The organism is Ignavibacteriales bacterium, from assembly GCA_026390575.1.
Taxonomy (GTDB): domain Bacteria; phylum Bacteroidota; class Ignavibacteria; order UBA10030; family UBA10030; genus Fen-1298.
On sequence record JAPLFR010000009.1, the window covers coordinates 1 to 25,832 of the forward strand.

Genomic DNA, 25,832 nt, shown 5'->3' on the forward strand with positions numbered 1-25,832 from the left:
ATCGTCAATACTTACGTCTCGTGAAAGACTTTCATCCGGAGTTAAAGGTTTATGTCCCGGAGAAAACACCGTCCGTTAAAATGAAAAAAGATAAAAAACATCAAAATAAAGTAACCGGACAAATGTCCTAATAGTAAGTAAATAACTGATGTTAAGCAAAGAAGAAAAGAACTACTGTCATTCCCCCACTTTTTTAGAGGGAATCCAAAAAAATGGATGCCCGACTAAAGCATTCGGGCATGACAATTTTATTAGGTGCTGTTCTTAACATCTGTAACGCGAGTAAGTAAACTTTTGGCAGCTTGTGATGCCGGAATTATGCCCCGGCATTTACTGCCGCCGTGATTTGTGAACGAATGAATACAAAGAATCGATATAATGTTGTGCTGCAGATGCTTGCTCTCTGTGTGCTGGCAATTGCCGTAATTGTTTTGCACAACGGATGCACAAAACAGTACACCAATCAACCGCATCTCAACACACAACCGCAAACGTTCTTGTGGCTGTATCCTTCGGATACGAGTATCGCTGATGGTGTGAGCAGACAGCAGTTACATTGGTGGGGAGAAGATCGAGATGGATTTGTGAATGGATACTTGCTTTCGGTTGTGCCAGACCTTATCGTCGTTCCTCATCCCGATACACTCGCTTATAGGTTTGTTACCTCCACGGATTCACTCATTGCATTTCCTCTTCGCCAGGCTCGCCAGACATTTCTCGTTGATGTTCATGCCGTGGATAATACATTTACTTATCCATTACCGGCAGGATCTATTATCAGAATAACGCCATTTTCTTATTGGGATCAAAATGGTAACGGCATTTTTGATGGCACAGATGTTAGGTTGAATACTCTCGCCGATGCAATGGATCCAAATGGAGCTAAGCAGCGGTTTCCAACAATCAATACACCACCAGCAATCGATTATGTTTTTGATAGTGCGAACGATACAATGTATGCTCAACCACCGTCGCAGACATTTACAGTAGCGGGATTCTCGTGGGTCGGGCATGATTTTGACGGCGATGAGACCATTGCTTCTTTTAGAATATCTCTGAATGATTCTTTGTTCTCCCATCCGTTCACTATTCCCTCGAGTGTAACAACGATAACTCTTGCCGTGCCGCGCAGCACGAGTGATGCAGCAACATCCTCCCTAGTGGATGCAGACGTGCTATGGGGAACATCGCCTAACCTTCATAAGGCGGGAACTGTTTCGGGGCTGCACATGGACGCGAATAATACTCTCTATGTTCAGTCCGTCGATGTGGCTGGAGCTATGAGTAAGTCTATTGTATTTCCATCGAAGGGAAACCGTTGGTATGTGAAGAAACCTCGTGGGAACATCCTCATGGTCGTCGATTACGATGGTACCGATTTGGGCTCTGTTCAGTCCTTTTATGTTGATAGCGTCTTCAAACGGATAAACGGAATCACAACGGACACCTTGAATCTGGCTGACGGTAAAATGATTCCTTCCGGACAGCATGTCAATCCGGCACTCACCAAGACCCTAAAGTTGTACAATTGCGTGGTGTGGTTCACTGATCCATCACCGAACCTTGACCTGGCGCGAAATGTGCTCTTTGATTATTGGAGTTCTTCGGATGGAGGCCATCTTATTTATTCAGCTCATTATGCAGATCCGAATGCTGTACCTGATGCTGGCCATGCATACCGGGATATAGCTCCAATAGACAGTCTTGGTTCTGCACCTCTGAGTGTGACAAAATTTACTGGCATAGTATCTCCGGATTCATCAGTAAGTGCAGATATTTATCCGGTGATGGGATTCAAATCGAGGGTCGCAGGAGCGGGCATTTGCATTTTCCCGCTGTATCCTAATGCAGCAGCGCACACAATCTATTTCCTGCCTGCCACCACAAGCTATCCATTGACAAGCGCTGGTGTCATAGATGATACAAAGAGAGTGATCTTCTTTAATATTCCATTGGATAGGATGGCGGCAACGTCTTCGATTGGAAACAGCGGAGTAGTAGAATTCTTTAAGAAAGCCTTTAGTGAATTCGGATTGCAGTAAACAATGCGTTTATCGAAATTTTACATACTGACATTGTTTCTTTTCGCCGCGTTCGTGATGGGTGCTGGAATAACGTATTCACAAACAGGAGAGTTGAAAGGTAGAATAACAGACAAAACGACGAAAGAAGGATTGCCGAGTGTGAACATTGTGGTGAAGGGAACATACTATGGTGCGTCGACAGATTTTGATGGCAACTATTCAATTTCCAAGATTAATCCTGGCACGTACGTCGTTGAAATAAAATTGATCGGGTACAAGGTCGTGCAACTTCCGGTAGTGAAGATTGCAGAAGGTGGTACAACGGTACAAGATATTCAGCTTGAGGAAACATCGCTGTCGTTAGGGCAAGAAGTCGTCGTTGTGGGTGAAAAACCAATCTTCAACATAGAAGAAACCTCCAGTAAACATGCCATTAAAAGTGAAGATATTGAAGTTGCGGCAGTCAGAAATGTGCAAGATGTCGTGGCGATGCAGGTGGGTGTTGTAAAGTCGGACGATCAGATTCACATTCGCGGCGGCCGAAGTTATGAAACAGCGTATGTCATTGATGGTGTTTCTGTTCAGGATCCTCTTGCAGGAACCGGCTTCGGTGCACAGCTGCCTCCCGGTTCGATTGAGGAAGCAGAAGTAATCACAGGCGGATACAACGCTGAGTACGGACAGGCGACCTCCGGTGTTATCAATCTGACGACAAAGGACGGCGGAGACAAATACTCAGGGTCGCTGACGCACAAACAAGACCACTTTGGGTTCAATGACAATACACGTTCAAATTTCAAAACAGATATTTATGATTTTTCGCTGAGTGGTCCCGAACCGATTACAACAACAATTCTTCCAGTGATTGGTATAACGATTCCCGGAACTTTGAGTTTCTTCGTTAACGGTAATGTGAACATTACAGATGGTTATACGCGATGGGTAGAGAAAATCAATTCTGATGGTCTGCCAGTCGGTTGGGAGGTAGAAGCTCCGGGCGGACTCAAGAGCTCGTTGGTCCCGCAGTCCGATCTTATGCCTCGGCGGAGCAATAACTGGACAGGATTTGGCAAATTAACATGGAAGATCACGCCAACGATCAAGCTCGCTTATGCAGCATCGTATTCCTTAGCTGTAAATCAAAATACGCAATCCATTCAGACGACACTGGAATATCAGGAACCACAACCGGGGTACCAGTACCTGTTTCAGTTTATTCCGGACAGTGCGAACACATTTGCGCAATTGAATATTCAACAATCACTCTCTCTCACGCATACGATTAACACGAAAACGTTCTACGAGTTTCGCTTAAGCCGGTACACTGCGCATTTGCGTGCAGATGCAAACGGTAGGTCTTGGAATCAATATATGCAACCCAAAGATGTTGTGACGCTGCCTCTGGTGTATCGAAATGTTGGCAGAGATACGGTCATTGTGATTCCTGGAGATGGTTTCTACGATGTCGGCAGCCCTTCGAATTGGCGCGATCAATATGTGGATGAGTATACGGTGAAGCTTGATGTGACCAGCAACTTTAATGAGAAGAACAAATTCAAATCTGGTTTCGAGATACGGTTCCAGGATATGCAGATGATTGACATCTACCAACCGTGGGTTCGTCCGATGGGCTATGATAATGATATCTATGCCGTTAAGCCGGTACTCGGTGCATTGTATGCGCAGGATAATCTGACATTCGGCGGAATGATATTGAATTTTGGTTTGCGTTTTGATTACTGGTTTCCAGGAAAGTACGTGGACGACGCTATGCAGAACGATTCGCTCTCGCTCGTCAGCCCGGCTATTCGCAGTAAATACTTCGCTGATACGTATTCCCTCTTCGGACTTCGATGGAAGGGTCGGTTGAGTCCGCGTATCGCGATTGCCCATCCGATTTCCGACAACCAGACATTCACATTTTCGTACGGACACTATTCGAAATTTCCGCGTCCGCAGTATGTGTACACGAAACTTCTCAGAACAAATGCACGCTCGACGACTCAGACGATCGGCAATCCGGATTTAAATCCGGAGACAACGGTGGCATACGAAGTAGGGCTCCACAATCAACTTTCGGAGAACGATGCACTGAATGTCACTGCATACTATAAAGATATTTTCGATTATATCACGCCAAAGACTGTGCAGCTTCCTCAGACAAAATATTCTACTGGTTCATATACAACGTATATCAATTTAGATTATGCCCGTACTCGCGGAGTGGAGATCGAATACATAAAAAGATATTCTGATTGGTTCCGATGCAATGCCTCTGTTTCATATTCCATCGGGAAAGGAAAAAGCTCTTCTGCGGAAGAAGCGCTCTATAATATCCAGCAAGGAACCAATGAAAATGTAAAGGAATCTTACCTTGCATGGGATCGACCGTTTGATGCAACGCTCGCTTTAAATTTTCGGGTGAAAAAAGAGAAAGCACTTTTTGGTTTTGGCAACGGCATTCTGGATGACTACAACATCTATACACGATTCTTTTATGAATCGGGCAAGCGATACATGCCGCAGCTTTTCCTCGGCAATGATCCTGCAACGGGAAGGCCAATTTATATTTCTGATCCCAATAATCCGTACGGTGCAGTGGGTGAAGACGTTATCACTCTCGATCTGAATATTGAGAAATACTTTACGATTGCAAATGTCAGGTTCGTCCTATCACTAGAAATCAGTAATCTCCTGAATCGGGAAAATGCCCAGATTATTAATCCTGTCACGGGCAATGCGTATGAGCCGACGCAATCCAATGGACAATGGACACCGACACCGAACTCTTGGAACGATCCACACTATCCGGATTTACAGGCGCCTGTAGATCCTTTCCCGTACAATCCGGCGCGATATCAGGAACCACGTCATTTTATTTTAGGACTGGGAGTACGGTTCTAAATGAAGCGAATAGTATTCTATATCGCGTGTATAAGTTGCACTGTGAGCTTTGCGTTCAGCCAAAGTTTATTACCGAATTTAGGAGGGCAGCGGGCAGGTATTTCAAGTTTTCAATTTCTCAAGATCGGTATAGGTGGACGCGGTTCTGGAATGCAGGAAGCTATGGTGGCAGCAGTGAACGATGTGTCTGCATTATACTGGAATCCGGCTGGAGCAGTGTTGGATGAACACAATAGCGTCATGGTTGTGCACACTGAATGGTTGGTCGATTTGAAGCATGATTTTCTCGGAACTATGTACCATCTTTCTCCTGCCGATATTGTCGGACTGTCGTGCATCTCACTTCGTACAGACGACATGCCGGTCACGACAGAAACACAGCCGATGGGAACAGGTTCGTATTTTCAATACAGCGATCTTGCACTTGGCGTAACGTACGCAAGAAGGATGACAACACAATTCAGTTTCGGTGTGACACTGCGTTATGTCGAAGAACGTCTTGATGTTGTGAAGATAAAATCGATGCTCGTTGATTTTGGAACACACTATGCAACAGGGTTGGGTTCACTTCGTATTGGTGTGGCAGTAACGAATTTTGGTTCAGATGTAACACCGAAGGGCGATGTGACATATCTCGATGGCACCGTCAACTCATCGTTTCAAGCATTTTCGCCTCCAACAGTCTTTAAGCTGGGCGTTGCGTTTGAGCCGTATCAAACTGAGGAGCATCGTATTACAACGTCCATTCAATTGGATCATCCCAATGACAATGCAGAGGATTTGCGATTTGGCTTTGAATATGGATGGAGTGATTGGCTGAATCTTCGGGCAGGGCTGAAGAGGACGATCGGAGAAAACTGGTTCGGGGTGAGCCAGAAATCGGCTGACGATTTTTCTCTGGGTTTCGGCCTGATGATTCCACTGCCATTCACAACAGCGTCGTTCGAGTACAGCTACACACATTTTAATGAATTAGGAGCAGTGCATCGGATTTCATGCGCATTAACGTATTGATGAAACACTACGCAACCATATCGATAATTTTGATTGCCGTGTTTATTGCGGGAAGCGGCTGCACGGACCGTGCCTCGATCAATGAATTCACTGCGTTGGAGAATACGTATTACACGGTGGGCGATACCTCGTATGTAGAACTCTATCCGCCGTATCAATTGGGCTTCAACGGCCCGACAGCAGTACTCTATGGAAATGATCAACTACTCTATGTTGCAGATACACGAAACAATCGAATTATGATGATGGATGCCGCTGGCGGAGTTTTAGGTGCATGTCAGATTGACCAACCAATTTCCCTCGCACAAGATTTTCGGTTAGATTTATTAATAGGCGGTACGGTGATGAAGAACGGCAATCCGGTCGGCGCTCTATTCCGTCTTCATCTCGTTCAAGCGTTGCATAACTTAGATTCCGTGAAGATAGATACCGTCTGGAAAGAATCGTCTCATCCAAATCGGCGTTTTGTAGGACTTACGGCATTGCCGGATAATACCTATCTTGCAGCTCGAACGGGACCGGACAATTCAAGTCCGATTGATCCGGACACTCGCGTGATGAAATTCAGCACTTCGGATAAATATATTACACCGATTACCGACCTCTCGACGGGAACTGGATCGGGCATAAGTTTTATTAATCAGATTACAGGAATTACTTCAATTCCCAATACACGTGACTTCATCGTATTGCAACGATCGGTTGGGGTTGCTTACGGGGCAATCTATATGAGGTATTCATCATCATCAGATTTTGAAGGTTGGAAATCAGTGTATGATCCAACGGATCCAAGGACTGCATCGGCAGATTTTATACGACCTAATCAATTTAGTTCGCCGGCAGGTTGTGCGATCGACAGCAAGCGACTCGATATTTTTATTACTGATGCAATAAAAGATAGCGTGTTCAAGTTTAACAGCAAAGATGGAAAATTCAAAAAAGAATCATTTGGGAAATATTGGACGAATGGGCGAATGAAATCACCTATGGGCGCTGCCTTTTTTGATAAGACATTGTACATCGCGGATTCTACAGCAAATTGTATTTTCCGCTTCAAGCTTTCTACCGATTTCTAATCTCGTCTGAACGAATAAAATTGTTCGATGTTGATGTTTGTACCGATTTATAATTTATTGTGGTTACAACATCAATGCGATCGGTTTTTCTACCAGAATTTTAAGATCGTGCAAGAACCGCGCAGCGACGGCTCCATCAATGATGCGATGATCAGAGGAAAGCGTTACCTTCATTGTGTGCCCGACAACAATCTGTCCTTTTTTGACGACGGGCTTTTCAACAATAGAACCGACAGCAAGAATGGCGCCTTCAGGTGGATTGACGATGGCAACAAAATCTTCAACGCCGAACATTCCAAGGTTGCTTATGGTAAATGTGGCGCCTTGATATTCTTCCGGTTTTAGTTTGCGGCTGCGTGCGCGTTCTGCGAGGTCATGTAATTCTGAATTGATCTGAAAAACAGTTTTCTGCTCGCAATTCCTCAGTACAGGAGTTACCAAACCCTCGTCAAGTGCGACAGCCACGGCAATATGCGCTTCGCCAAACTGGCGCATCGTATTTCCTAAATATGTAGCGTTCATGTTGGGATGCTGCATCAATGTGCTCGCAATAGCTTTTACGAGAATGTCAGTAAAGCTGATTTTGGTTTCAGTCGCGGCGTTCAGTTGTTCACGGAAAGACATCGCCGGTTCCATATCGATCTCTACCGTGACGTAGAAGTGCGGTACTGTTTGTTTGCTTTCCTGCATTCGTTTTGCAATCGTTTTTCTGATGAGCGAAAGTTCTATATCGCGATAACCGCCGGGAATAATCGGAGATGGAACTTTGGCAGATATTGTTTTCATTCCGCCAACAAGAGGTTCAATATCCCGTTTGACGATACGGCCTTGCGGTCCGCTTCCGGTAAGAGAACGAAGTTCAATTTTGTTTTCTATGGCAAGCCGTTTTGCGAGCGGGGATGCTTTCAGGTGTCCGTTCGTTACACTGGAAAGCGTGTTTAACTGGGAAGGTGAAGAAGATAGTGTCGTCGGCGCTTCTTTCTTTGTTGCTTCGAGGTTCGTCGGCTGCTGCGAAATTGAAGGGGTTTCACTCAATAATCCGGTAATATCTTCATTTGCATTGGCGATGATGCCAATAGGAGCGCCGATACCTGCTTTACCTCCATCAGGAACTAGAATTTTGCGTAACACACCGGAATCATACGCTTCCAATTCCATATCTGCTTTATCAGATTCAATCTCAACAAGCGTTTCTCCTTGCTTAACTTTTTCGCCTTCCTTCTTAAGCCATTTGAGAATGATTCCTTCATTCATCGTATCGCTTAATTTTGGCATCAAGATTTTAGTAGCCATGGATTCCTCACTTGTTGTTAATCAAGATACATTACTTTGCGCACTGCACGGATTACTTTCTGAATATTCGGCAGTGAAGCTACTTCAAGATTATGTGCATAGGGGAGAGGAACATCTTCCTGCGTAACGCGCTCAATTGGTGCATCGAGATAATCGAAACATTGGTTGCTCACCTCGTGCGATATTTGTGCACCGACTCCAGCAAACGGCCAGCCTTCTTCTACAATCACTAGCCGATTTGTTTTCTTCACTGAATTGAATATTAATTCCCAATCCATCGGTTTTATTGTACGAGGATCAATGAGTTCGACACTGATATTTTCTTCAGCCAGCCGGTTGACGGCTTTCGTTGCGATATGCTGGAGGATTTTTGACCAAGAAACGATAGTCACATCTTTTCCTTCTCGTACAATATCTCCAACTCCAAATGGAATTGTATATTCACCATCCGGAATTTCACCTTTCTCACCGTACATTACTTCGCTCTCGATGAAGATGACAGGATTATTGTCTCGAATAGCAGTCTTCAATAATCCCTTTGCATCTCGCGGAGTCGAAGGCATAACAACCTTCAGTCCGGGAAAGTGTGCATAGAGGGATTCCAGCGCCTGTGAGTGAGTTGCTGCGAGATTATGTGCAGCACCGCCGGGACCACGAAAAACAATCGGTACATTAAAATTTCCGCCGGACATGGAAAACATTTTAGCAGCATTATTGACGATTTGATCAAAGGCGATTAGAGAAAAATTCCAGGACATAAACTCAACAATGGGGCGAAGGCCGACCATTGCAGAACCGATGCCGATGCCGGTAAATCCTGCTTCTGCTATCGGCGTATCTATTATCCGCTTTGGCCCGTACTTCGCAAGCAATCCCTGGCTGACTTTGTATGCGCCGTTGTACTGCGCAACTTCTTCACCCATGAGAAACACGCGTTCGTCACGCGCCATTTCTTCATCCATTGCTTGGTTTAATGCTTCACGATAACTTACAACAGGCATTAATTATTCTCCACATGAAAAAGAAAACTCTCTGTCAATACAACAATCAACACATAAATCACAAATCACAATAAATAAAACACAAACAAACAAAAAAAGAAAACTCTCAATTCTAAATCAAAAATATTGTATTCTCACATTCGTTTACTCAGCATAGACATCTGTATAAAGCTCTTTAAGCGGCGGTTCCGGACTATTCTCCGTGAATGCAACGCAGTCATCCACTATTATTTTTATCCGTTCTTCTGCTGAATCGAAATACGCTTCTGAGGCAAGATCGGCATCAGTGAGAATGTCCATAAACATTGTTATCGGGTCCAATTTCTTCTGGGCTTCGACTTCTTCCTTCGTGCGATAATGGCCATGAATCGGATCTGACATGGAATGACCACGGTAACGGAACGTTTGCACTTCAAGCAAACTTGGTTCATACGTCTTACGGGCATGATCAACTGCCGCTTGAACAGATTGATAGACTTTTAGTACGTTATGGCCTTCTTCAATTACTTGATTGCGCATGTTATATGCAGCCGCTTTCAGATGAAGCTCATCGACAGCGGAGGCACGATCAACGGCAGTTCCCATCCCGTACTTATTATTTTCGATGATATAGATGACGGGAAGTTTCCAGAGAGCTGCAAGGTTGAGAGCTTCGTGAAACTCGCCAATGTTCGTTGCACCATCTCCCATAAAGCACAAGCAAACACGTTTTTCATCACGATACTTACTTGCAAACGCAGCGCCCGCTGCTAACGGAATGTGACCGCCAACGATGGCGTGTCCGCCAAGAAAATTCTTTTCGCGGCTGAACAAATGCATCGAACCGCCTTTTCCTTTAGTTGTGCCGGTGCTCTTGCCGAGAAGTTCTGCAAGAATGCGACGTGGGTCGAGCCCCTTGGAAATCGCTAATCCGTGATCGCGATAGGCGGTAATGACGTAATCGTCTGAATTAATCGCACCAATGGAACCTGTTGCAATTGCTTCCTGTCCATTGTAGAGATGGCAAAAACCGCCAATCTTGCCCATACCATACAATTGAGCGCACTTCTCCTCGAAGCGGCGAATGAGAAGCATCTCGTCGTACCACTTGAGGAGAATTTCTGTTGAGAGACCGAGAAGGTCATTTTGCCTACGTATTTTCGATTTTATAGGGTTCATTTCAGACTGAAGAATATTCATAGAGTATTCTGACATTCCTTTGTTCTAACACATAAATATAACACAAAGTTGCAGAAAAGGAAGGAGGAGGGAATGGTTGGAAAAAAAAAGGGACGCTCACCTGAACGTCCCTTCTAAAATAACTACCCTTCATTCCCGGCATGCATCATATCGGGAAGAAAGTGCAAGTATAACGGCATCATTTCATTAATGACATCTTCCGTACCTGCATGAAGGATGTTTTGTCACCATCGATTGGTTGGGCCGAAATACGCAAGAGATACATTCCACTGGCCATATTCGAAGCGTTCCAGATGGTTTGGTAATGCCCTGCACTCTGCTCGCCGTTGATCAACGTGGCAATTTCCTGACCTAGAATCGAATAAATCTTTACGGTCACAATGCTGCGATGCGGCAGCGCATATTCAATTGTTGTAGACGGGTTGAATGGATTCGGATAGTTCTGACTCAAACTGAACTCTGTCGGAATCACAGCATCCATTCTCTCAACCGACATAGGTGCATCGGTGCCGTCGTACTTAATCGGGTTGGTTCTCCACGGAGTCATATTATTTGTTGCAATAAATTGTAGTTTATTATCTGCTAAAAACTTGACCGTGCCGAGGTACTTCGGCGTTTGGTACACTGCATCCGCCATAACTGCAGCCCATTCAATGGTTGCCTCACGACGCGCGTGGCCATCGTTGTCATGAATACAGATCGACATACCGAAAACACTGTCTTTTGCAACAGAGACCTTTTCAGTGGCGCCAATGGCTGACCATTTCATTGCAAGCTCAAATGCGTAACCACCAGGGATGATTGTTCGAACCCATTGCTTTGATGTCGAATCTGTAATAATATTCAAACTATCCGCTTGAATTACGCCAGGAGTTGCCTTGCCTAATGCGGTAAAACGGGCCTGCCAACACGAATTTCTGACACTATCTTTTGCTTGAGGATCGAACGTCATTTCCATTTCATCTTCTTCCCATATGTTTGGGGAATTGCCGGAGAGTGTATCATCTTTCACTTCTGCATACAGATAGAACCATGTTGTATCCCATGCTGTCCAAACCTTCGCTGATAGATCAGCATCGTTCCTCGGCGCACCGTTTGCATTGTAGGCACTTGATCTAATCTGGAGGTACCCGTTAGAAGGACCAGTCAAAGTATTATAGAAATCGTCCTTTATTCCATCTACGACAATAATTGGCGGAGGAGGTGTCTTTGTAATGTCGTTTGTATCGCGCGGACAGATTTCATAGCCATTGTTCGGTGGTGTGCTTGATGAGTATTGACTCACAAAACCGACAACATTAATCGGGTAGATTGGCTCTGCCATAGTAATGTTCGCGTCAAGATCAAGGAACATTTGCATAGTGTCCGCTTTACTTGCATTCATAACGTATATACTCACATTCGAAGGTGCGGCAGGCCATGTACCGCTTGCCTTGGAAAGATCATCAAGTTCAATCAACTGTCCTTCATAATTCTCGGCATTCGTTACAAATTGATGAAGCGACAATCGTTTCGGAGCAGGGACAATGGCATTATGCTTCAGTATTGTGAAATGAGCATCGTCTAGTACGAGTAGAGAAAGCTCAACCAAGCCCTTGTACTGCTTCACTATTCCGATGACTCTGACAGAATCACCAATCGCGTAGGTTGTTGCTGATAATCCATAGGCAAATACATCGATACCTCCTGTCGAATCCTGAATAAAATAGGAAGTCTGGCCGGCAGAGGCTCCCATATTGGGAGTTGTGATGATGCCTACACACACTAACGTATCGCCGGTGGCAACATGATCGGCAATATAGTCGCCATTAAGATCTTTTCTTGCTTCGGCGATTGATACAGAAGAGGTACCAATTCCGACTACCTTCACTGTATCTGCAACTTCAGACACATTGCTGAAAAAAACGAAGGAAGACGGTATTGATCCGTTCACAGTTGGTTTAAAGGTGATGAAAAATTTCTGCGATGCATTAATATCCAACCTCGCCGTTGTCGGTGTAATGGTATACGCCGTGTCTGCCGGGTTTGATAGAGCAACATTTGAAATAATAAGAGAATCATAGCCAATATTCGTAACTACTAAACTATCCGTTTTTGATTGTCCAAGAACCAAAAGGCCAAGATTCATTGCCGTCGGTGTAACTGAGAAGAGCGGTTCCTTGAGAATACCATTTCCTTCGACGGTTAAAGTATCTTGTTTTGATGGAGCATTATGATAGAAAACAATTTTTCCTGTTTCCGCTCCTTTGGCTATTGGATTAAATGTCACTGCGAATTTCGTTGTGGATGAAGTATCAATATCGGCACTGGTCGGCGTGATGGTGAAAAGAGTATTGTTTGATCTCACCGAGTCGATGACAAGATGCGCAGTCTCACTGGCATTTGCAATGGCAATAGAATCCGTTTTAGTGGAGTCTTTAAAAATGTTTCCGAAGTTGAGACTCTTAGGCGTCATTGAAAAACCGGCTTGTGTACCCGAACCAGACACCGCTACCGTATTGGGAGAAGTTGGGTCATTGCTGACGAACACAATATTTGCAGAACTTGGCACTGCACTCGCCGGTGTATATGTCAACGCAAATTTTTGCGAAGCCTTGGGTAAAATTGTAGCAGCGGTTGGCGTAATAACAAATACAACATCACTCGAAGAAACCGATGTGATATCAAGTGTACCATAAACACTGTTGTTTTGTACGGTGATTGTATCGGTTGTGCTTACTCCAACATCCTTTTTTCCGAAATCAATACTCGCTGGAGCAATTACAACTTTTGGTTCCAGAACTCCATTCACACTGTTTGCCCAGGACGTGCCTATACGAATGCCATCAATGAAGAGTCTCGGAGCGCTTGCCACGCCGCCTTGGCGAAGCGTAATATATCCCAAATTTTTCGTGTCACTTTTTGTTTTATCCTGATATGCATTGATTTCTGCAGTCGATGGTTCAGTTGTGATGTCGGTACCGGACGGTAAAATCATAACGCTGATGAAATCAGAATCTGCGGCAACAAACGTGTACTTAATCACTGCGAGATAAGTCGTATTGAGCGAAAATACTGTTGTGCCATATGTCGCAGTCTCGTTACTTTTGCTTACGCCTACGACAAATCCTGCACCGCTTGACTTTATGAACGTCCTTGCGTAATAGTTCGTCTGTGCTAAAGATGAAGATAATGCTACAAAATAGTCACCTGTCGCCGCCTTCGTAACGTTAAACATGAATGATAGATAAACTGAACCTATGCTGTCGGGTGAAAAATTCTTGTAGTCATCTTGTCCGGTTGTGTCAATCAAGACTGCATCACCAACCCCGGAACTCACATAACCTGTGAATGTGACATCAGGGGCTGATACAATCTTCAAAGGTAATGTCGTTGTTGCTCCGCTTTGTGTCCACCCCGCACTTGTCAGGGCAGTTCCGACTGTTCCGGTAAAATCTTCAATCAATACTTGTGCCGATGCGTGTATAGTGAAAACCACAAACGCGCATATCAGCAAAAAGAAAATAGTGATAATACGTCTCATAAAAAATCTCCTTAATAAATTGATGAGATGGTGACTAAAATCTTACGGGTTAAATAAGATAAAAACATCGGTTAAAAGCAAGATACTATGAATAATTTTAAAAAAAGATAATATGCAAAAATCCTGTCTATACTATACATTTTCGCGAGATTTATTTCAGGTTGAGGAGTATGAATGGAATATTCTAACATGACTATCTTCTAGCATATAAAGATTGCACAAAGTTAGAGAAAAAGAAGGAGAAGGAGACGAAAAGAGGAAAGTGAAGGTCAATGCCGATACAGGAAACGTTGACAGGCAACACATCGGGGGAACGATAAAAGGCACTCCTTTGTTTAATACTTTAAGTTTGCAGCAGTGTTCATTCTATTACGCACTCGGAATGTATTGTTAAAGAGAGTGTTGATTCTTTCATTCATATTCTCACAGGAGGTAGTAATGGATAGAAAAGAATTCTTGACAACAGTAGGAATTGGCGCGGTAGCAGCAATATGCACTTCTTGCCTCGCTGCTTGTAAGCCTCTCGATAATCCTACAAGCCCACCGACAAATCTCGACTTTACTCTGAATCTGGCGGATCCAGCAAATAGTGCTTTGAAAACAAATGGCGGATATATTTATAAAGATAATATCATCGTGGCGCGGATTTCAGATGGATCATATGTGGCGCTCAGTTCCGTTTGCACACATCAAGGAGGCACTGTTGCATACGAGATTGGAGCAAATAGATTCCATTGCCCAAATCATGGCTCCAATTTTGCGACAGACGGTTCTGTCATTAATGGACCGGCAGGCAGTCCGTTGGTGACTTATAAAACATCTCTTCTTGATGCAACATCATTAAGAGTATTTTCCTAGGTTCATCCGATGGAGAGAATGATTTTCATTAGTAAAGTTGCATCAATAATCTGATTTCATCATTTCATTGGGGAAAAAATGAAACACATCGTCCTTTCTATCGTTGTTGCTTTGTTCAGTATCCAGGTGTTGCAAGCTCAGGAGTACACATACCTGCCTGACTTGAAAGATCAACTGCTCTATGGTGGTCCATTAGAACTACAAACTGATTCTCTCCCGCAAATACCGAAGCGCAAACTCTTACCGGATAATATGAGCTTTATGGAAAAGGGATTATGGGGCGAGAATGGGTTTTTTCGCAGCGCTGGCCTGGCTGCACCTTTGACGCCTGAATCGCGAAAAAGCGAACTCGCACTTCGCCGTACAATGCTTGTTGCTCATCAAATCGGTGGATTTGTAACATTGGGATCGATGATCACAGCAGCGTATTTTGGACAGAAGCTCATCGATGGAAATTATGGATATCGCAGAAACCATCAGTATGCTGTCACTGCAACAATTATTTCATATTCCGCAACCGGTTTACTCGCCGTGCTCTCGCCACCTCCCATGATTCGTCGCAACGAAATGAGCACAACCACAATTCATAAAACATTGGCATGGGTACATTTTGCTGGAATGGTGTTAACTCCAATTCTTGGAGCTTCTATCGGTAGAAATGCGACAACTTCCCAGAAAGCCCATTTTCATCAGGTATCTGCCTACATCACAACTGCGGCACTTGCCGCGTCTCTGATCGTTATTACTTTTTAGCGAGGAACACGTATGTCAAAACTTTCTATGATAATATTTTTATCATTTGGAATTTACATTGGTGCACACGCACAACCCAAATGGGCGGAGGTTATCAAAGACGAATCTTCGGTCACGTATCATCTCTCTCATCTACTGCATACCATAGAAGCTGTCAGTAAAGATGTGATATATCGGATTGAAATCGATGCATTGAAGAAAGAAATAAAATCCGTTTCGGCTCAGGTGGATGTCACCACGTTCGATAGTGGTAATTCAAACCGGGATTCACACGCCATGGAAGTTATCGATGCTATCACGTATCCAAATGCTACATTCTCTAGTACATCGATTATACAGCGAGGTGACAGCCTTACCGTTGCAGGTCAGCTCACATTCCATGGTATTACGAAAGATGTTGTCCTCTTGGGAGTAACAAAATGGTCGCAGAATAAACTCGAAGTACAAGGAGGATTTGCAATAAGCCTCACTGCTTTTCAAGTCGAACGGCCTTCCTTGTTGATGGTTCCGGTCAAGGACGAATTGCAGTTTGCATTGAAAGCATCATTCGTATTGTAACGGTGTTCATGTAGTTGTTTGGGTATGTGATTGGGATGGAGAGGAATTTGAAGGCATGGAAATTCATTTTTACAATATCACACTAAATATATTCGGAGTCTATCAACAAAGGAGAAATATATGAAAAATTTACTCACCGGTGTTTTCATGCTTCTGTTAGCAGTGCAATATTCGTTGGGACAAACCATTTCGTACACAAGCGACGTAAAACCGTTGTTCGATAAGTATGGCTGTACAAACTGTCATGGAGGCAATGGAGGACTCTTTGTTAGTCCCTATGCAAGTCTTTTTACGACAGGAACTCACACACCCGTCGTTGTAGCCGGTGATACGAATAGTGTGCTTGTAAAGAAGATCAAAGGCATCGCCGGTTTTGGCTCACAAATGCCGTTGGGTGGTCCGGTGATGGCGGCAAGTGATTTACAAACAATTATTCAGTGGATTAAAGACGGAGCACCCGAAGCTACAACATCAGTGGACGAACTGGCTGACCTCATGTCGGTTCATTCATTTAATTTAAAACAAAATTATCCCAATCCGTTTAACCCGATAACGACGATTGAATTTACACTCGCGGAAGACAGCAAAGTGTCCTTGAAAATATTTGATGTACTCGGAAAAGAAGCGGCGACGCTGGTGGATGGAGAACTCAAAGCAGGAGTAGTACATCAAGTCACATTCAATGCATCAAACCTTTCATCCGGCATCTATTTCTATCGTTTGGATACGGGTAAAAATTATTTAGTAAAGAAGCTGATGCTGATGAAGTGATCGATCCCTACATTTTGTGTTCTTATTAATTGGTGTTACGCAACCATAAAAAAAAGGATTGTCATTCCCGCGGATTTTAAGTCCGTTTCGATTAGTAAATCGAAACGAGATCTCGACAAAGTCGGACGGGAATCTTACATAAGATGCCCGACTATCCCGATTGATATAATCAATCGGGACGGGCATGACAATATTACTTTATTAAGTGTCATATCTATTGTGCATAACATCAGTTATTAATATGCTTATTTCACTCGGCGGAATAAGTGTAACCATTCTCAAAATCTATAACAATCCTCCTCTTTAGACATAAATTCGCTCATCCCTGGTATGTTGCTGATTCTGATTCAAGAGTCATTGGTTATGTGTATGCATCGGAATTTGTTGAAAGGTTGGCATATACATTTACAAGCGAAGTGACAATTTTTAATGTTTGGCATGCATGCGGGTACAAACCTGCTCGAATATTCCGTTCTCTCCATGAAGTTTGTAATTCTCAAGTCACTTTTGTAGATTACAACCAGTTCTCCTATAATCTGCGCACGGGGAGTAGCGTGTGAAGATTTGCCGTCGTAAGAATTTTCCAAATATAAATGACATGAATGAACTGAAAGGTGGAATCTATGTTTTCTGTTTATCCCGAAGGGATTGATTCCCATAAGCGCAAAAGATAGACAAAGTCTATCTAATCAGTAGTTAGGCGGCATTTTATTAATCATTTTAATCTATCACCACAAGAGGTTATCATGAAATTCAAAATCATTATTTCTCAATTATTCTTTGTGCTCGCTGTTATAATTGCTTCGGGATGTTCGCGCAGTAGTGATGATTTTCTCCAAGCTGGCCGGACTAATGTGATAGACCACAAATACGATCAAGCGCTTAGCAATTTCAATTATGCGATTGAGCTTGATTCTAACAATGCTCAGGCACACCTTGAAAGAGCCCTTATAGCTAACAAAACATCCAATCCGGTGCCCCTGGAGGCAGATTTATCAAAGTACATAGAATTGACTGCGAAGTCTCTGGCGATTGCACACATAGGCAGAGCGTTGGACCGAATGTTGCACCGAACTGATCCTAACGCATCATTGGCAGATCTTAACAATGCCATTGCAATTGATCCATCAAACATTCAAGGTTACCATTTCAAGAGAGAACTGTTAAGCCAACAAGGTGACACGGTTCAATTGAAGGAGTTTCTTAACAGCATAGATGACTCGACGCGGTTAAAACTCTTTCAGAAAGAAAAAATCTTTTAGAATGGAAATACATGCCGCCTAACCAGCGGCTCAAGCTGACCGGATGAGCGTCGCCCGCCGTTAGTTATAGGAAATTGGTCGGCGGGCTAGTACGTTAAGCATTGCGAGTGGTGGGTTTATGTTTTTATTATTAACATTTTAGTACCTCGTTGGTTGAGTAAATTATATTTGGTCATCAGCATGAACTCTTTTCGTTTTGTGGTTAATTAAAGTTGGTCACGCGGCAGCTTAGCCGCAATCCGTTATACCGCTTGCGCTTTTAGAAGTTGGTGGTAAAAATTATATATACAAATTCAAAATAATGTTAATAAAAGCTAAAAAGGTAATTTTATGAAAAAACCATTAATAATAAATCTATTGACTTTTGTTTTCTATTTGACAATTCACGCACAGGCAGTTTATGTTGATTGTAATATAGGAAATGATAATAACACGGGTACTGAAAAGACTCCGGTTTATTCTATAAATAAAGCTATGGCAATAATTAACAGCATGGATAATGATATCTATATTATGAAAATAAATCCGGGCATCTATGTCTTAGATAAACATATAGAAGTTGCTACAAAAAAACCAATGACTAATAAGAGGATAGTAATTGAAGCAAACATTCTTCCTGACGTTTCAACATGGACACCTGATAAAATGCCGGTGATCATAAGTAAATCCAAAACAGGAGAGATAATGTCAGATGATGCTTTTCTGCAAGATATTTGGATTACCAGTTTTTATGTTAATGAAAGTCATGTTACGATAAGGGGATTAAAATTTCTTGGTTATAGTTACAATAAATTCTTTTATCCGATTACCCGGTTTAATAAAGCAAAAACAGATCTGGTAGTTGAGCAATGTATGTTTTTAGGTAATTTACAAATTTCTGTAATTCAGGCAAGTATTATTGCACATGGAGATTCAGTTAAAGTTGATCACTGTATCTTTTATAACGCAAATAATTCAGTTGTATATTGGCACGATTCAGGAAATGGTATTAAAACCGGGAATAGTATGACAAACTGTATAATATATGGTGCAACTGGAAGCGCTATTTTCACATATTCTCAAGATAAAGATTTTATTTTTAAGAATAATATAGCTTCAAATTGTAAGATTTTTTGGTCTAAAGGCATAAATAATTCATTTGTATACTCATTAGATAGTTGTGTAGTAGTAAACAATCAAATATATACGTCAGACGGAGAAAATCCGGTAACATTTCCGATGAATGAGAATAATGTTATTAAAGAAGGTAATATATCACTCAGGTTGATCAATAAGATATGGGAACCGTTGCCAATTGATCATTTGCATATTATTCCAAATACACTTGGATACAATTTTGGGGCTGGGTTATTTAAACAAAGAAAACAATAAAATTCTAGTGCCAATAATACAGTTCACACGCAATGTAGGATAAGGTGGCAGTCAACTAATAGTTAAAAGTAAATGCAAGCGGTATAACCAGCGGCTCAAGCTGACCCCGACTTCGTCGGGGCAAGCGGAATGAGGGTGAGTACTTTACGCATGGCTGGTAGAGGTTTTGTGTTTAATTGAAAGTGAAGTGAATGAACTTGGTTCGTTTTGTATATTTTGTGCGCCAAAGGCGCATGCGCCTCTGGCGCAAAAGTCATCACCTGCCTGCCGGCTTGTCCGCTGAAACGAAGTGCAAGCGGAAGTGCCTACGGCACGCAGGTAGGGTGCCGCAGTCCGATCCCGCCAAGCGGGATCGCGATCGCGTCCCGATATGTAATATCGGGTCGGACTTAGCCGCCATCCGTTAGGCGGTTGCAGGAAATATTGATTGGCTGTCATAATACAGAAATCATCGAATTTAATCTAACATAGGTAGCATAACATGAGTCAAAAGGTAATTGTTTTTCTTATAGCTATTATTATTTCTTTTCGACTAATCGCACAAGACTCTATTAAATTTGTTCTGGCTCAAACCATTCCTAATACTGCAGGTAATGATATTGTTTTAGTGGATTTCAATAATGATGGAAATGTCGACGTGTTTATCGCCAACGGGAAATCGAATAAGCCCTTACCATCCAAATTATGGATCAATGATGGAACCGGTCATTATGCTGATTCGAAACAGGATTTTGGAGAAGCAAAATCATGGAGTGTGGCATACGGAGATGTTACTGGAAGCGGATTTATTGACTTGTTTATTGCCAACGGCGATTGGAACAATGGGGATTCAAGCCGTCTATGGATCAATAATGGTTATGGCCAATTTACTTGTTCTGCAAACAAATTTGGCAAAGCCAATAGTAGCTGCGCTGTTTTGGGAGATTTGAATGGCGATGGAGCTCTGGATATTTTTTTTGCAAATCATCCTTATAGTAACGGTAAGGGTGGTGAAGATGAAGTATGGTTTAATGACGGGAAAGGTAACTTTACCAATAGCGGTCAAAAGTTAGGCAGATCGGATGCTGCAAGACGTGTAAAGTTAGCAGATGTGAATGGCGATAGTTTCTTAGATGCTATCGTTCTCAACGGCGATACAAATAGAATATGGCTTAATAACGGAAGAGGTCATTTTTTAGAGAGCAGACAAAACATTGGTGTTGGAGAGAATATTGATTTAGCAGTTTGTGATATTGATAATGATGGAGATAAGGACATTATTATTGTAAAAGGAGCTTGGGGTAAGAAACCGAAAGGTAACGAAGTATGGATAAACGACGGAAAAGGTAATTTCTCCAAATCACAAAGTATTGGCGACTATGACGGTTATGGTGTTGCAGTCGGTGATTTTAACAAGGATCAATACCTTGATCTCGTTGTGGTAAATGGTCCAAACCAACCAAATCAGATTTTTCTGAACGATAAAGGCGGACATTTCTACAATTCCAAAATAGACATCGGCAGCGGAGGAAATAAAGTTGCTGTTAGTAATTTAAATCATGATAATCTTTTAGACTTAATAATTGTAGGAGATGAAAATACTAAAGTATATTTACAAATCAATAATAAATAGGCAACCGCCTAACCAGGCATTCCCAGCAAAAAGAGCGCGGGATTTCTAAAATGCGCTCACTGACAGCCGGAGGCCTGAGAATGATTCACGCGAAGCGTGAAACAACTTCTTATATAGAGATACAATATTTATCAATCAGGCTCACTGCAAAATTCATGCCTGTCCGCCGCACGCTAGCAGAAGGCGGGCACGAAGGCAGGGTGCCGCATTCCGATTTATCGAGAGCCCATCGGTTTGGTCGCATATTAGAACATAGACTTGATTTTTAACTTCTTGCCAACATGAAAAAAGTTTTTCCATTTTTCATATTCGTAATATTGATTTTTTCCAGCACTTCACTTGCTCGCCAAGAGAACAAAAATCATCTTGTTATTGGACTTACATTCTTCACTCCATATACAACAGGCACAACCGAAGGCCCGAAAACGGTTATAAACTTTGTAATGCCAGAATCGAGTCCAAATGTCTTCAACGATGCGTTTCAATCAAATGCTCTTTTTCGATTATCACTTGGAATTCGAATGGATCAACTACGGACATCCTTTTTCGTCAGCCTCCATGGCTCCCAAATTAGAGAACCTGTAGCTGCGTCAGGTAGTGACCTTGAATTCTCCTGTCGCTACCTGTTCTGGGAGCACGGTTCGGCAAAACTTTCCGGAATCATAAGCTTGAAAAGAAGTTCTTACATTAATGATAGCTCGTTGCGGCATAGATACACATTTGACAGAAGCTTTTGGTTGCCGGGTATTGGGCTCAGTACGAACTTCAGCGTCATTCACAGCGAAGTGCAATTGCATGGATGGCCTGGTGGTACGGTGATCGGGTATGCTGCCGAGCCGAATGGAATATCTCCTCGTCCATTCACTAAAGCATGGTATGACAAGAAATCCATATATCTAAACTACACCATTAGTGTTGCGATTGGAATAGAGTTCGACATATTCAGCTTTTAAGAGGGCACAAGATCTAACTTTGTTCACGTGTCGCCATATCCAAGCGCTCCCCGTTCACCTTTGTTGCGGTCTCGTTCTGAGAAAGCCATTATGTTCACAGCGAGATTATAGTATGAGCCCGTCGGCTGTTAGGCGGTTGATAACCAATTAGGAATCCGTACACTTGCAGAAGACATCTCAGCCATACTCAATTCATACATATTGTTATGGATCGCAGGATAGCCAAGAGGGCGATTTGTACTTACCCCAAGTATCGCGACCTCCAGTTCTGTGCCTGATTCACGGTGGTTTTTGGAGGATGCCGTACGGACGCGATGAGTTCTCTGCCATAGCGAAAGACCTTGCAGCCCGGGGATATGCGGTATGGAATATTGAATATCAAAGATCGGGCGCCCCCGGAGGCGGTTGGCCTGGTACTCTTCACGACATTGCATCAGCGATAGATCACCTTGCAACACTTGTGACTGATGGGATCGAACTTGATTTGAACCGTGTTATCGTTGCTGGCCATTCTGCAGGTGGTCACCTCGCATTATGGGTCGCAGCACGAAATAAACCTTCAAATATCCCATCATTGGTTCGCGTCCAGCCTATTGCTGCAGTTGGTCTGGCAGCGATTACCGATCTTGCACGCACGTTCGAGCTCAACGCAGGAAAAGGTGCAGTCAATGAATTTCTAGGCGGATCGCCTCGTCAGTATCCAGATCGCTATGCCGCCGCGTCTCCAATTGAATTGCTGCCCCTTGGTGTAAGACAGCTGATCATTCACGGCGTTAAAGACGAAGCACTGCCAATTGACCTATCCCGAAGTTACGCTGCTGCTGCGCAAGCGTTCGGTGACTGTGTCGAGTTTGTTGAGTTGCCTGATGCAGGACACATGGATTTTTTAGATCCAAGCAGCAAGGCGCATTTGGTCCTTTGCGAATGGCTTGCCGCTCAAGTCTAAACAGTATGAGCACATCATCTTGCAACTTTAAAAAGAGCCGGAGGCCTGAGATTGAAACACACGAAGTGTGTTACTATTTCATTCGTGCAAGCGTTCCCGCCCGACTTTGTCGCGGTCTCGAGTTTGACCAAAAAGTCCGGAGTTGTCATGCTGAACTCGTTTCAGCATCTGTTTTTGTAAAAAATTAGACCCCGAAACACTTGCCTGCGTGCCGATGCACTTCGGCAGGCAGGAGTTCGGGGTGACATTTTCTTTCTTTTTGGTCAGCCACGGACAAAGCGGGATTTCGCAAGCTCAACAAGTATATAAATTACTCACGAGGTAGTATGCAGTTTATGATGCTGTCAATGCCCTTTTGTGCTAGATGTGCATCCGTAATTCTTTTTCTTTCTTGATTCTGCTTTAAAAGCTGAGTACACTAATTTTAATTTTCCTTATCTAAAAGAATATGTAAATTCTTATCATGGCTCTTGACCTGATAGATTTTATTTCTCTCTTTACGCTCATCCAATTGCTGTTTTTAACAGTCGTCATCCTTAATTACAAAAAAGGGAAGAGGTTGAGCAACCTGCTCTTAGCCGGCTTCATGGCTTCCAATGCACTCCTGATCGCTCACTTCCTTTTTTCCCGCTTCGGCTGGATTTCCCCGGAAAAGTGTATAGGCTTATTTAGCATCGGAAATTCTTCGTACCTCCTTCTCATGCCTTTTTTGTACCTCTACATTCTCTCTCTTTGCTATAAAGATTTTCGACTGAAAGTTATTCACCTTCTCCATACAATACCATTCTGCATCTTCGTTATATATTCGCTGTTTATATATTTTTTAGATAAAAATATTCTGCGAATCGGCACGTTCCAATTTCTTCAGCAGCCCGTTAAAAATGTCGAGTTCTGGAGCCATCATATCGTTCTGCACATCCAGATATTTTCATATCTTATCGCTTCGGCAGTCGTGCTTACAAAATATCGAAGACGTCTAAAGGATTTATTTTCATCCATCGAGAAAATCGACCTCCTCTGGTGCAATCTTCTGCTTGTAGGATTTGGTACCATGTGGTTTATGGACCTTTTAAATTGGATTCTCCGCATTTCTCAAGCATCCTCTCAGTCTATTTCAAACGGGCTCTTGATCTCTTCTCTCCTCATCAATCTAATATTTACTTTAATTGTAACGTATAAAGGGCTTGCACAATCGATATGCTTTTCCGGAATACAGGTATTTCCAAAATATGCCGCTTCACGATTGAAACCATCCGATTGCAACAGCATCGTGACGAAACTATCTGCATTTATTCAAAGTGAAAAACCATATCTTGATCCCGCGCTTTCTGTAGAAGATCTCTCTAAGAAATTGGATGTTCCTGTTAAAAACCTTTCGCAAGCAATACATTCTTCTCTACATCAGAATTTCTACGATTTTATCAATATTCATCGAATAGAAGAAATAAAGAAACGGATGCTCGACACTGGCTCTCAGAATCTGACATTACTCGCCTTAGCATATGATGCGGGATTCAATTCCAAATCAGTTTTTAATGCCGCGTTTAAGAAGCACACCGGTATGACTCCAAAAGAATATAAACGTCACTATTCAGCTTCATCGAACAACCCTACCAACGAACCATCCAATTATTCGTAGTGCATCCAATATGTCCGAAATCCGGATTTCGGACGATAGATAGTTCCTTCTAGATTATCTTGCATTTGCAAATTAAATCGTGAAAAACATTGAGTGACTATTTTCAATAGCATTATTATCAATGGTTTCAGGATGTTCCTTCAAAGCAAAGAGTCTTTTTCAATTACAAGGAGAAGTCAATATGAAAAACAAGAGTCTTATTGTTGCTGGAATTATTATGTTTATAGCTTGGATAGCTTGTTTCAGTTTTGCGCATGCCCAAAACTTACAGACAGTTACGTTGCAACCGGGACCGGAGGGGAAAGATACCTACATCTGCGATTGTCTGCCAAACGTCAATAATCCAAATGGTCCAATAACCAATCTTTATCAAGGACAATATGGGGCATGTTACGATCGTATTTTGATTCAGTGGGATCTTTCGTCGCTTCCAAAAAATATATCAGTTTCCAATGCAATTATGGAGTTAAAATGTAACACTATTTATGGTTCAATCAGCGGTAAAATGGCATACTACCGTATATCCGGAGAATGGGAAGAGACTAAGGTTACATGTACTACAATACCCAATCATTCAGGCGAAGATTCTGTGATAACGAATTGGCCTTCTTCAGGTCAATGGCATGCTGTGGATATAACAAAATTCGTACAAAAGTGGATGAAGGACACTACAACAAATCACGGTGTATATGGGCATTGTATTGGTACAACAGGAGAATGCGATTGTGAATTCAGCTCATCCGATGTGTCAACCAGCGCCAATCGGCCAAAGTTAACGATAATCTACACAACGACGAGTAAGGTTGAACATTTGGGCGCATCTCGGCCTTTAGATTTCCATTTAGGTCAAAACTATCCTAATCCCTTCAATCCGATCTCAAAGATTCAATATTCAATTCCTCACAACGAATTTGTCTCATTGAAAGTGTTTGATCTATTAGGAAAAGAAGTCGTTACCCTTGTCGCCCAGAGACAGGATGCAGGAATGTACGAGGCACTTTTTGACGGGAGTCATTTGACGAGCGAAATTTATATATACCAATTACGAGCAGGTAATTTTAACGATACAAAAAAAATGATACTCATAAAATAAAT

General features: G+C 42.7%; 21 protein-coding genes. 16 read left to right on the plus strand and 5 right to left on the minus strand.

The features are described 5' to 3' along the window. The first annotated feature begins 356 nt into the window (after positions 1-356). Genes NTX44_08490 through NTX44_08505 form a run of 4 tightly spaced genes read left to right on the plus strand, consistent with a single transcriptional unit; the run spans position 357 to position 7,018 of the window. Entirely contained in the window at positions 357-2,042 is a 1,686-nt protein-coding gene (locus NTX44_08490; protein MCX6121642.1) for a hypothetical protein, read from the plus strand. Positions 2,043-2,045: 3 nt separating this feature from the next. Then, on the plus strand, positions 2,046-4,928 hold the full coding sequence (locus tag NTX44_08495; protein ID MCX6121643.1) for a TonB-dependent receptor: 2,883 nt from the start codon (positions 2,046-2,048) through the stop codon (positions 4,926-4,928). Next, the gene (locus NTX44_08500) at positions 4,929-5,942 is read left to right on the plus strand and encodes a PorV/PorQ family protein (GenBank protein ID MCX6121644.1); all 1,014 of its coding nucleotides are present in this window, start codon (positions 4,929-4,931) and stop codon (positions 5,940-5,942) included. Continuing rightward, a complete protein-coding gene (locus tag NTX44_08505; GenBank protein ID MCX6121645.1) occupies positions 5,924-7,018 on the plus strand; it encodes a hypothetical protein in 1,095 nt (364 codons plus the stop codon). Before NTX44_08500 ends, NTX44_08505 begins: the two co-directional genes overlap by 19 nt. Before the next feature lie 63 nt (positions 7,019-7,081). Here the strand turns inward: NTX44_08505 and NTX44_08510 are convergent, their stop codons facing one another. The 4 genes from NTX44_08510 to NTX44_08525 form a co-directional block, all read right to left on the minus strand. Further along, on the minus strand, positions 7,082-8,311 hold the full coding sequence (locus NTX44_08510) for a dihydrolipoamide acetyltransferase family protein (GenBank protein MCX6121646.1): 1,230 nt from the start codon (positions 8,309-8,311) through the stop codon (positions 7,082-7,084). A gap of 17 nt (positions 8,312-8,328) precedes the next feature. Next, positions 8,329-9,312, minus strand: coding sequence for a pyruvate dehydrogenase complex E1 component subunit beta (locus NTX44_08515; protein MCX6121647.1), 984 nt, complete (start codon positions 9,310-9,312; stop codon positions 8,329-8,331). A gap of 144 nt (positions 9,313-9,456) precedes the next feature. Continuing rightward, positions 9,457-10,491, minus strand: a complete 1,035-nt coding sequence (pdhA, locus tag NTX44_08520) for a pyruvate dehydrogenase (acetyl-transferring) E1 component subunit alpha (GenBank protein ID MCX6121648.1) — start codon at positions 10,489-10,491, stop codon at positions 9,457-9,459. A 178-nt stretch (positions 10,492-10,669) separates the two neighbouring features. Then, a complete protein-coding gene (locus NTX44_08525) occupies positions 10,670-14,014 on the minus strand; it encodes a choice-of-anchor D domain-containing protein (GenBank protein MCX6121649.1) in 3,345 nt (1,114 codons plus the stop codon). 438 nt (positions 14,015-14,452) lie between these two features. Here NTX44_08525 and NTX44_08530 point away from each other — a divergent pair, with 438 nt between their 5' ends. From NTX44_08530 to NTX44_08555, 6 genes are all read left to right on the plus strand, one after another. Then, positions 14,453-14,872: a Rieske (2Fe-2S) protein gene (locus NTX44_08530; protein MCX6121650.1), complete on the plus strand. Its 420-nt coding sequence runs from the start codon at positions 14,453-14,455 to the stop codon at positions 14,870-14,872. A gap of 78 nt (positions 14,873-14,950) precedes the next feature. After that, positions 14,951-15,625, plus strand: a complete 675-nt coding sequence (locus NTX44_08535; protein MCX6121651.1) for a hypothetical protein — start codon at positions 14,951-14,953, stop codon at positions 15,623-15,625. Between the two features lie 12 nt (positions 15,626-15,637). Then, positions 15,638-16,183: a YceI family protein gene (locus tag NTX44_08540; protein ID MCX6121652.1), complete on the plus strand. Its 546-nt coding sequence runs from the start codon at positions 15,638-15,640 to the stop codon at positions 16,181-16,183. A 120-nt stretch (positions 16,184-16,303) separates the two neighbouring features. Then, positions 16,304-16,954 carry a T9SS type A sorting domain-containing protein gene (locus NTX44_08545; protein ID MCX6121653.1) on the plus strand — a complete coding sequence of 217 codons (651 nt, stop codon included), beginning with the start codon at positions 16,304-16,306 and terminating at the stop codon, positions 16,952-16,954. Positions 16,955-17,700: 746 nt separating this feature from the next. Beyond that, complete coding sequence (locus tag NTX44_08550) at positions 17,701-18,216, plus strand: hypothetical protein (protein ID MCX6121654.1); 516 nt, start codon at positions 17,701-17,703, stop codon at positions 18,214-18,216. A gap of 330 nt (positions 18,217-18,546) precedes the next feature. Then, complete coding sequence (locus tag NTX44_08555) at positions 18,547-19,587, plus strand: hypothetical protein (GenBank protein ID MCX6121655.1); 1,041 nt, start codon at positions 18,547-18,549, stop codon at positions 19,585-19,587. A gap of 144 nt (positions 19,588-19,731) precedes the next feature. Here the strand turns inward: NTX44_08555 and NTX44_08560 are convergent, their stop codons facing one another. Beyond that, positions 19,732-20,025 carry a hypothetical protein gene (locus tag NTX44_08560; GenBank protein MCX6121656.1) on the minus strand — a complete coding sequence of 98 codons (294 nt, stop codon included), beginning with the start codon at positions 20,023-20,025 and terminating at the stop codon, positions 19,732-19,734. Positions 20,026-20,068: 43 nt separating this feature from the next. On the opposite strand from NTX44_08560, the gene NTX44_08565 reads away from it, so the two are divergent. The 6 genes from NTX44_08565 (at position 20,069) to NTX44_08590 (ending at position 25,830) form a co-directional block, all read left to right on the plus strand. Beyond that, positions 20,069-21,199 (plus strand): VCBS repeat-containing protein, encoded by a 1,131-nt coding sequence (locus NTX44_08565; GenBank protein ID MCX6121657.1) that lies wholly within the window; start codon positions 20,069-20,071, stop codon positions 21,197-21,199. Between the two features lie 80 nt (positions 21,200-21,279). After that, positions 21,280-21,468: a hypothetical protein gene (locus tag NTX44_08570; GenBank protein MCX6121658.1), complete on the plus strand. Its 189-nt coding sequence runs from the start codon at positions 21,280-21,282 to the stop codon at positions 21,466-21,468. Between the two features lie 174 nt (positions 21,469-21,642). After that, positions 21,643-22,152: a hypothetical protein gene (locus NTX44_08575; GenBank protein MCX6121659.1), complete on the plus strand. Its 510-nt coding sequence runs from the start codon at positions 21,643-21,645 to the stop codon at positions 22,150-22,152. A 235-nt stretch (positions 22,153-22,387) separates the two neighbouring features. After that, the gene (locus NTX44_08580; GenBank protein ID MCX6121660.1) at positions 22,388-23,098 is read left to right on the plus strand and encodes an alpha/beta hydrolase; all 711 of its coding nucleotides are present in this window, start codon (positions 22,388-22,390) and stop codon (positions 23,096-23,098) included. Between the two features lie 463 nt (positions 23,099-23,561). Beyond that, positions 23,562-24,737: a helix-turn-helix domain-containing protein gene (locus NTX44_08585; protein MCX6121661.1), complete on the plus strand. Its 1,176-nt coding sequence runs from the start codon at positions 23,562-23,564 to the stop codon at positions 24,735-24,737. A gap of 181 nt (positions 24,738-24,918) precedes the next feature. Beyond that, positions 24,919-25,830 (plus strand): DNRLRE domain-containing protein, encoded by a 912-nt coding sequence (locus NTX44_08590; protein ID MCX6121662.1) that lies wholly within the window; start codon positions 24,919-24,921, stop codon positions 25,828-25,830. Positions 25,831-25,832 lie beyond the last annotated feature (2 nt).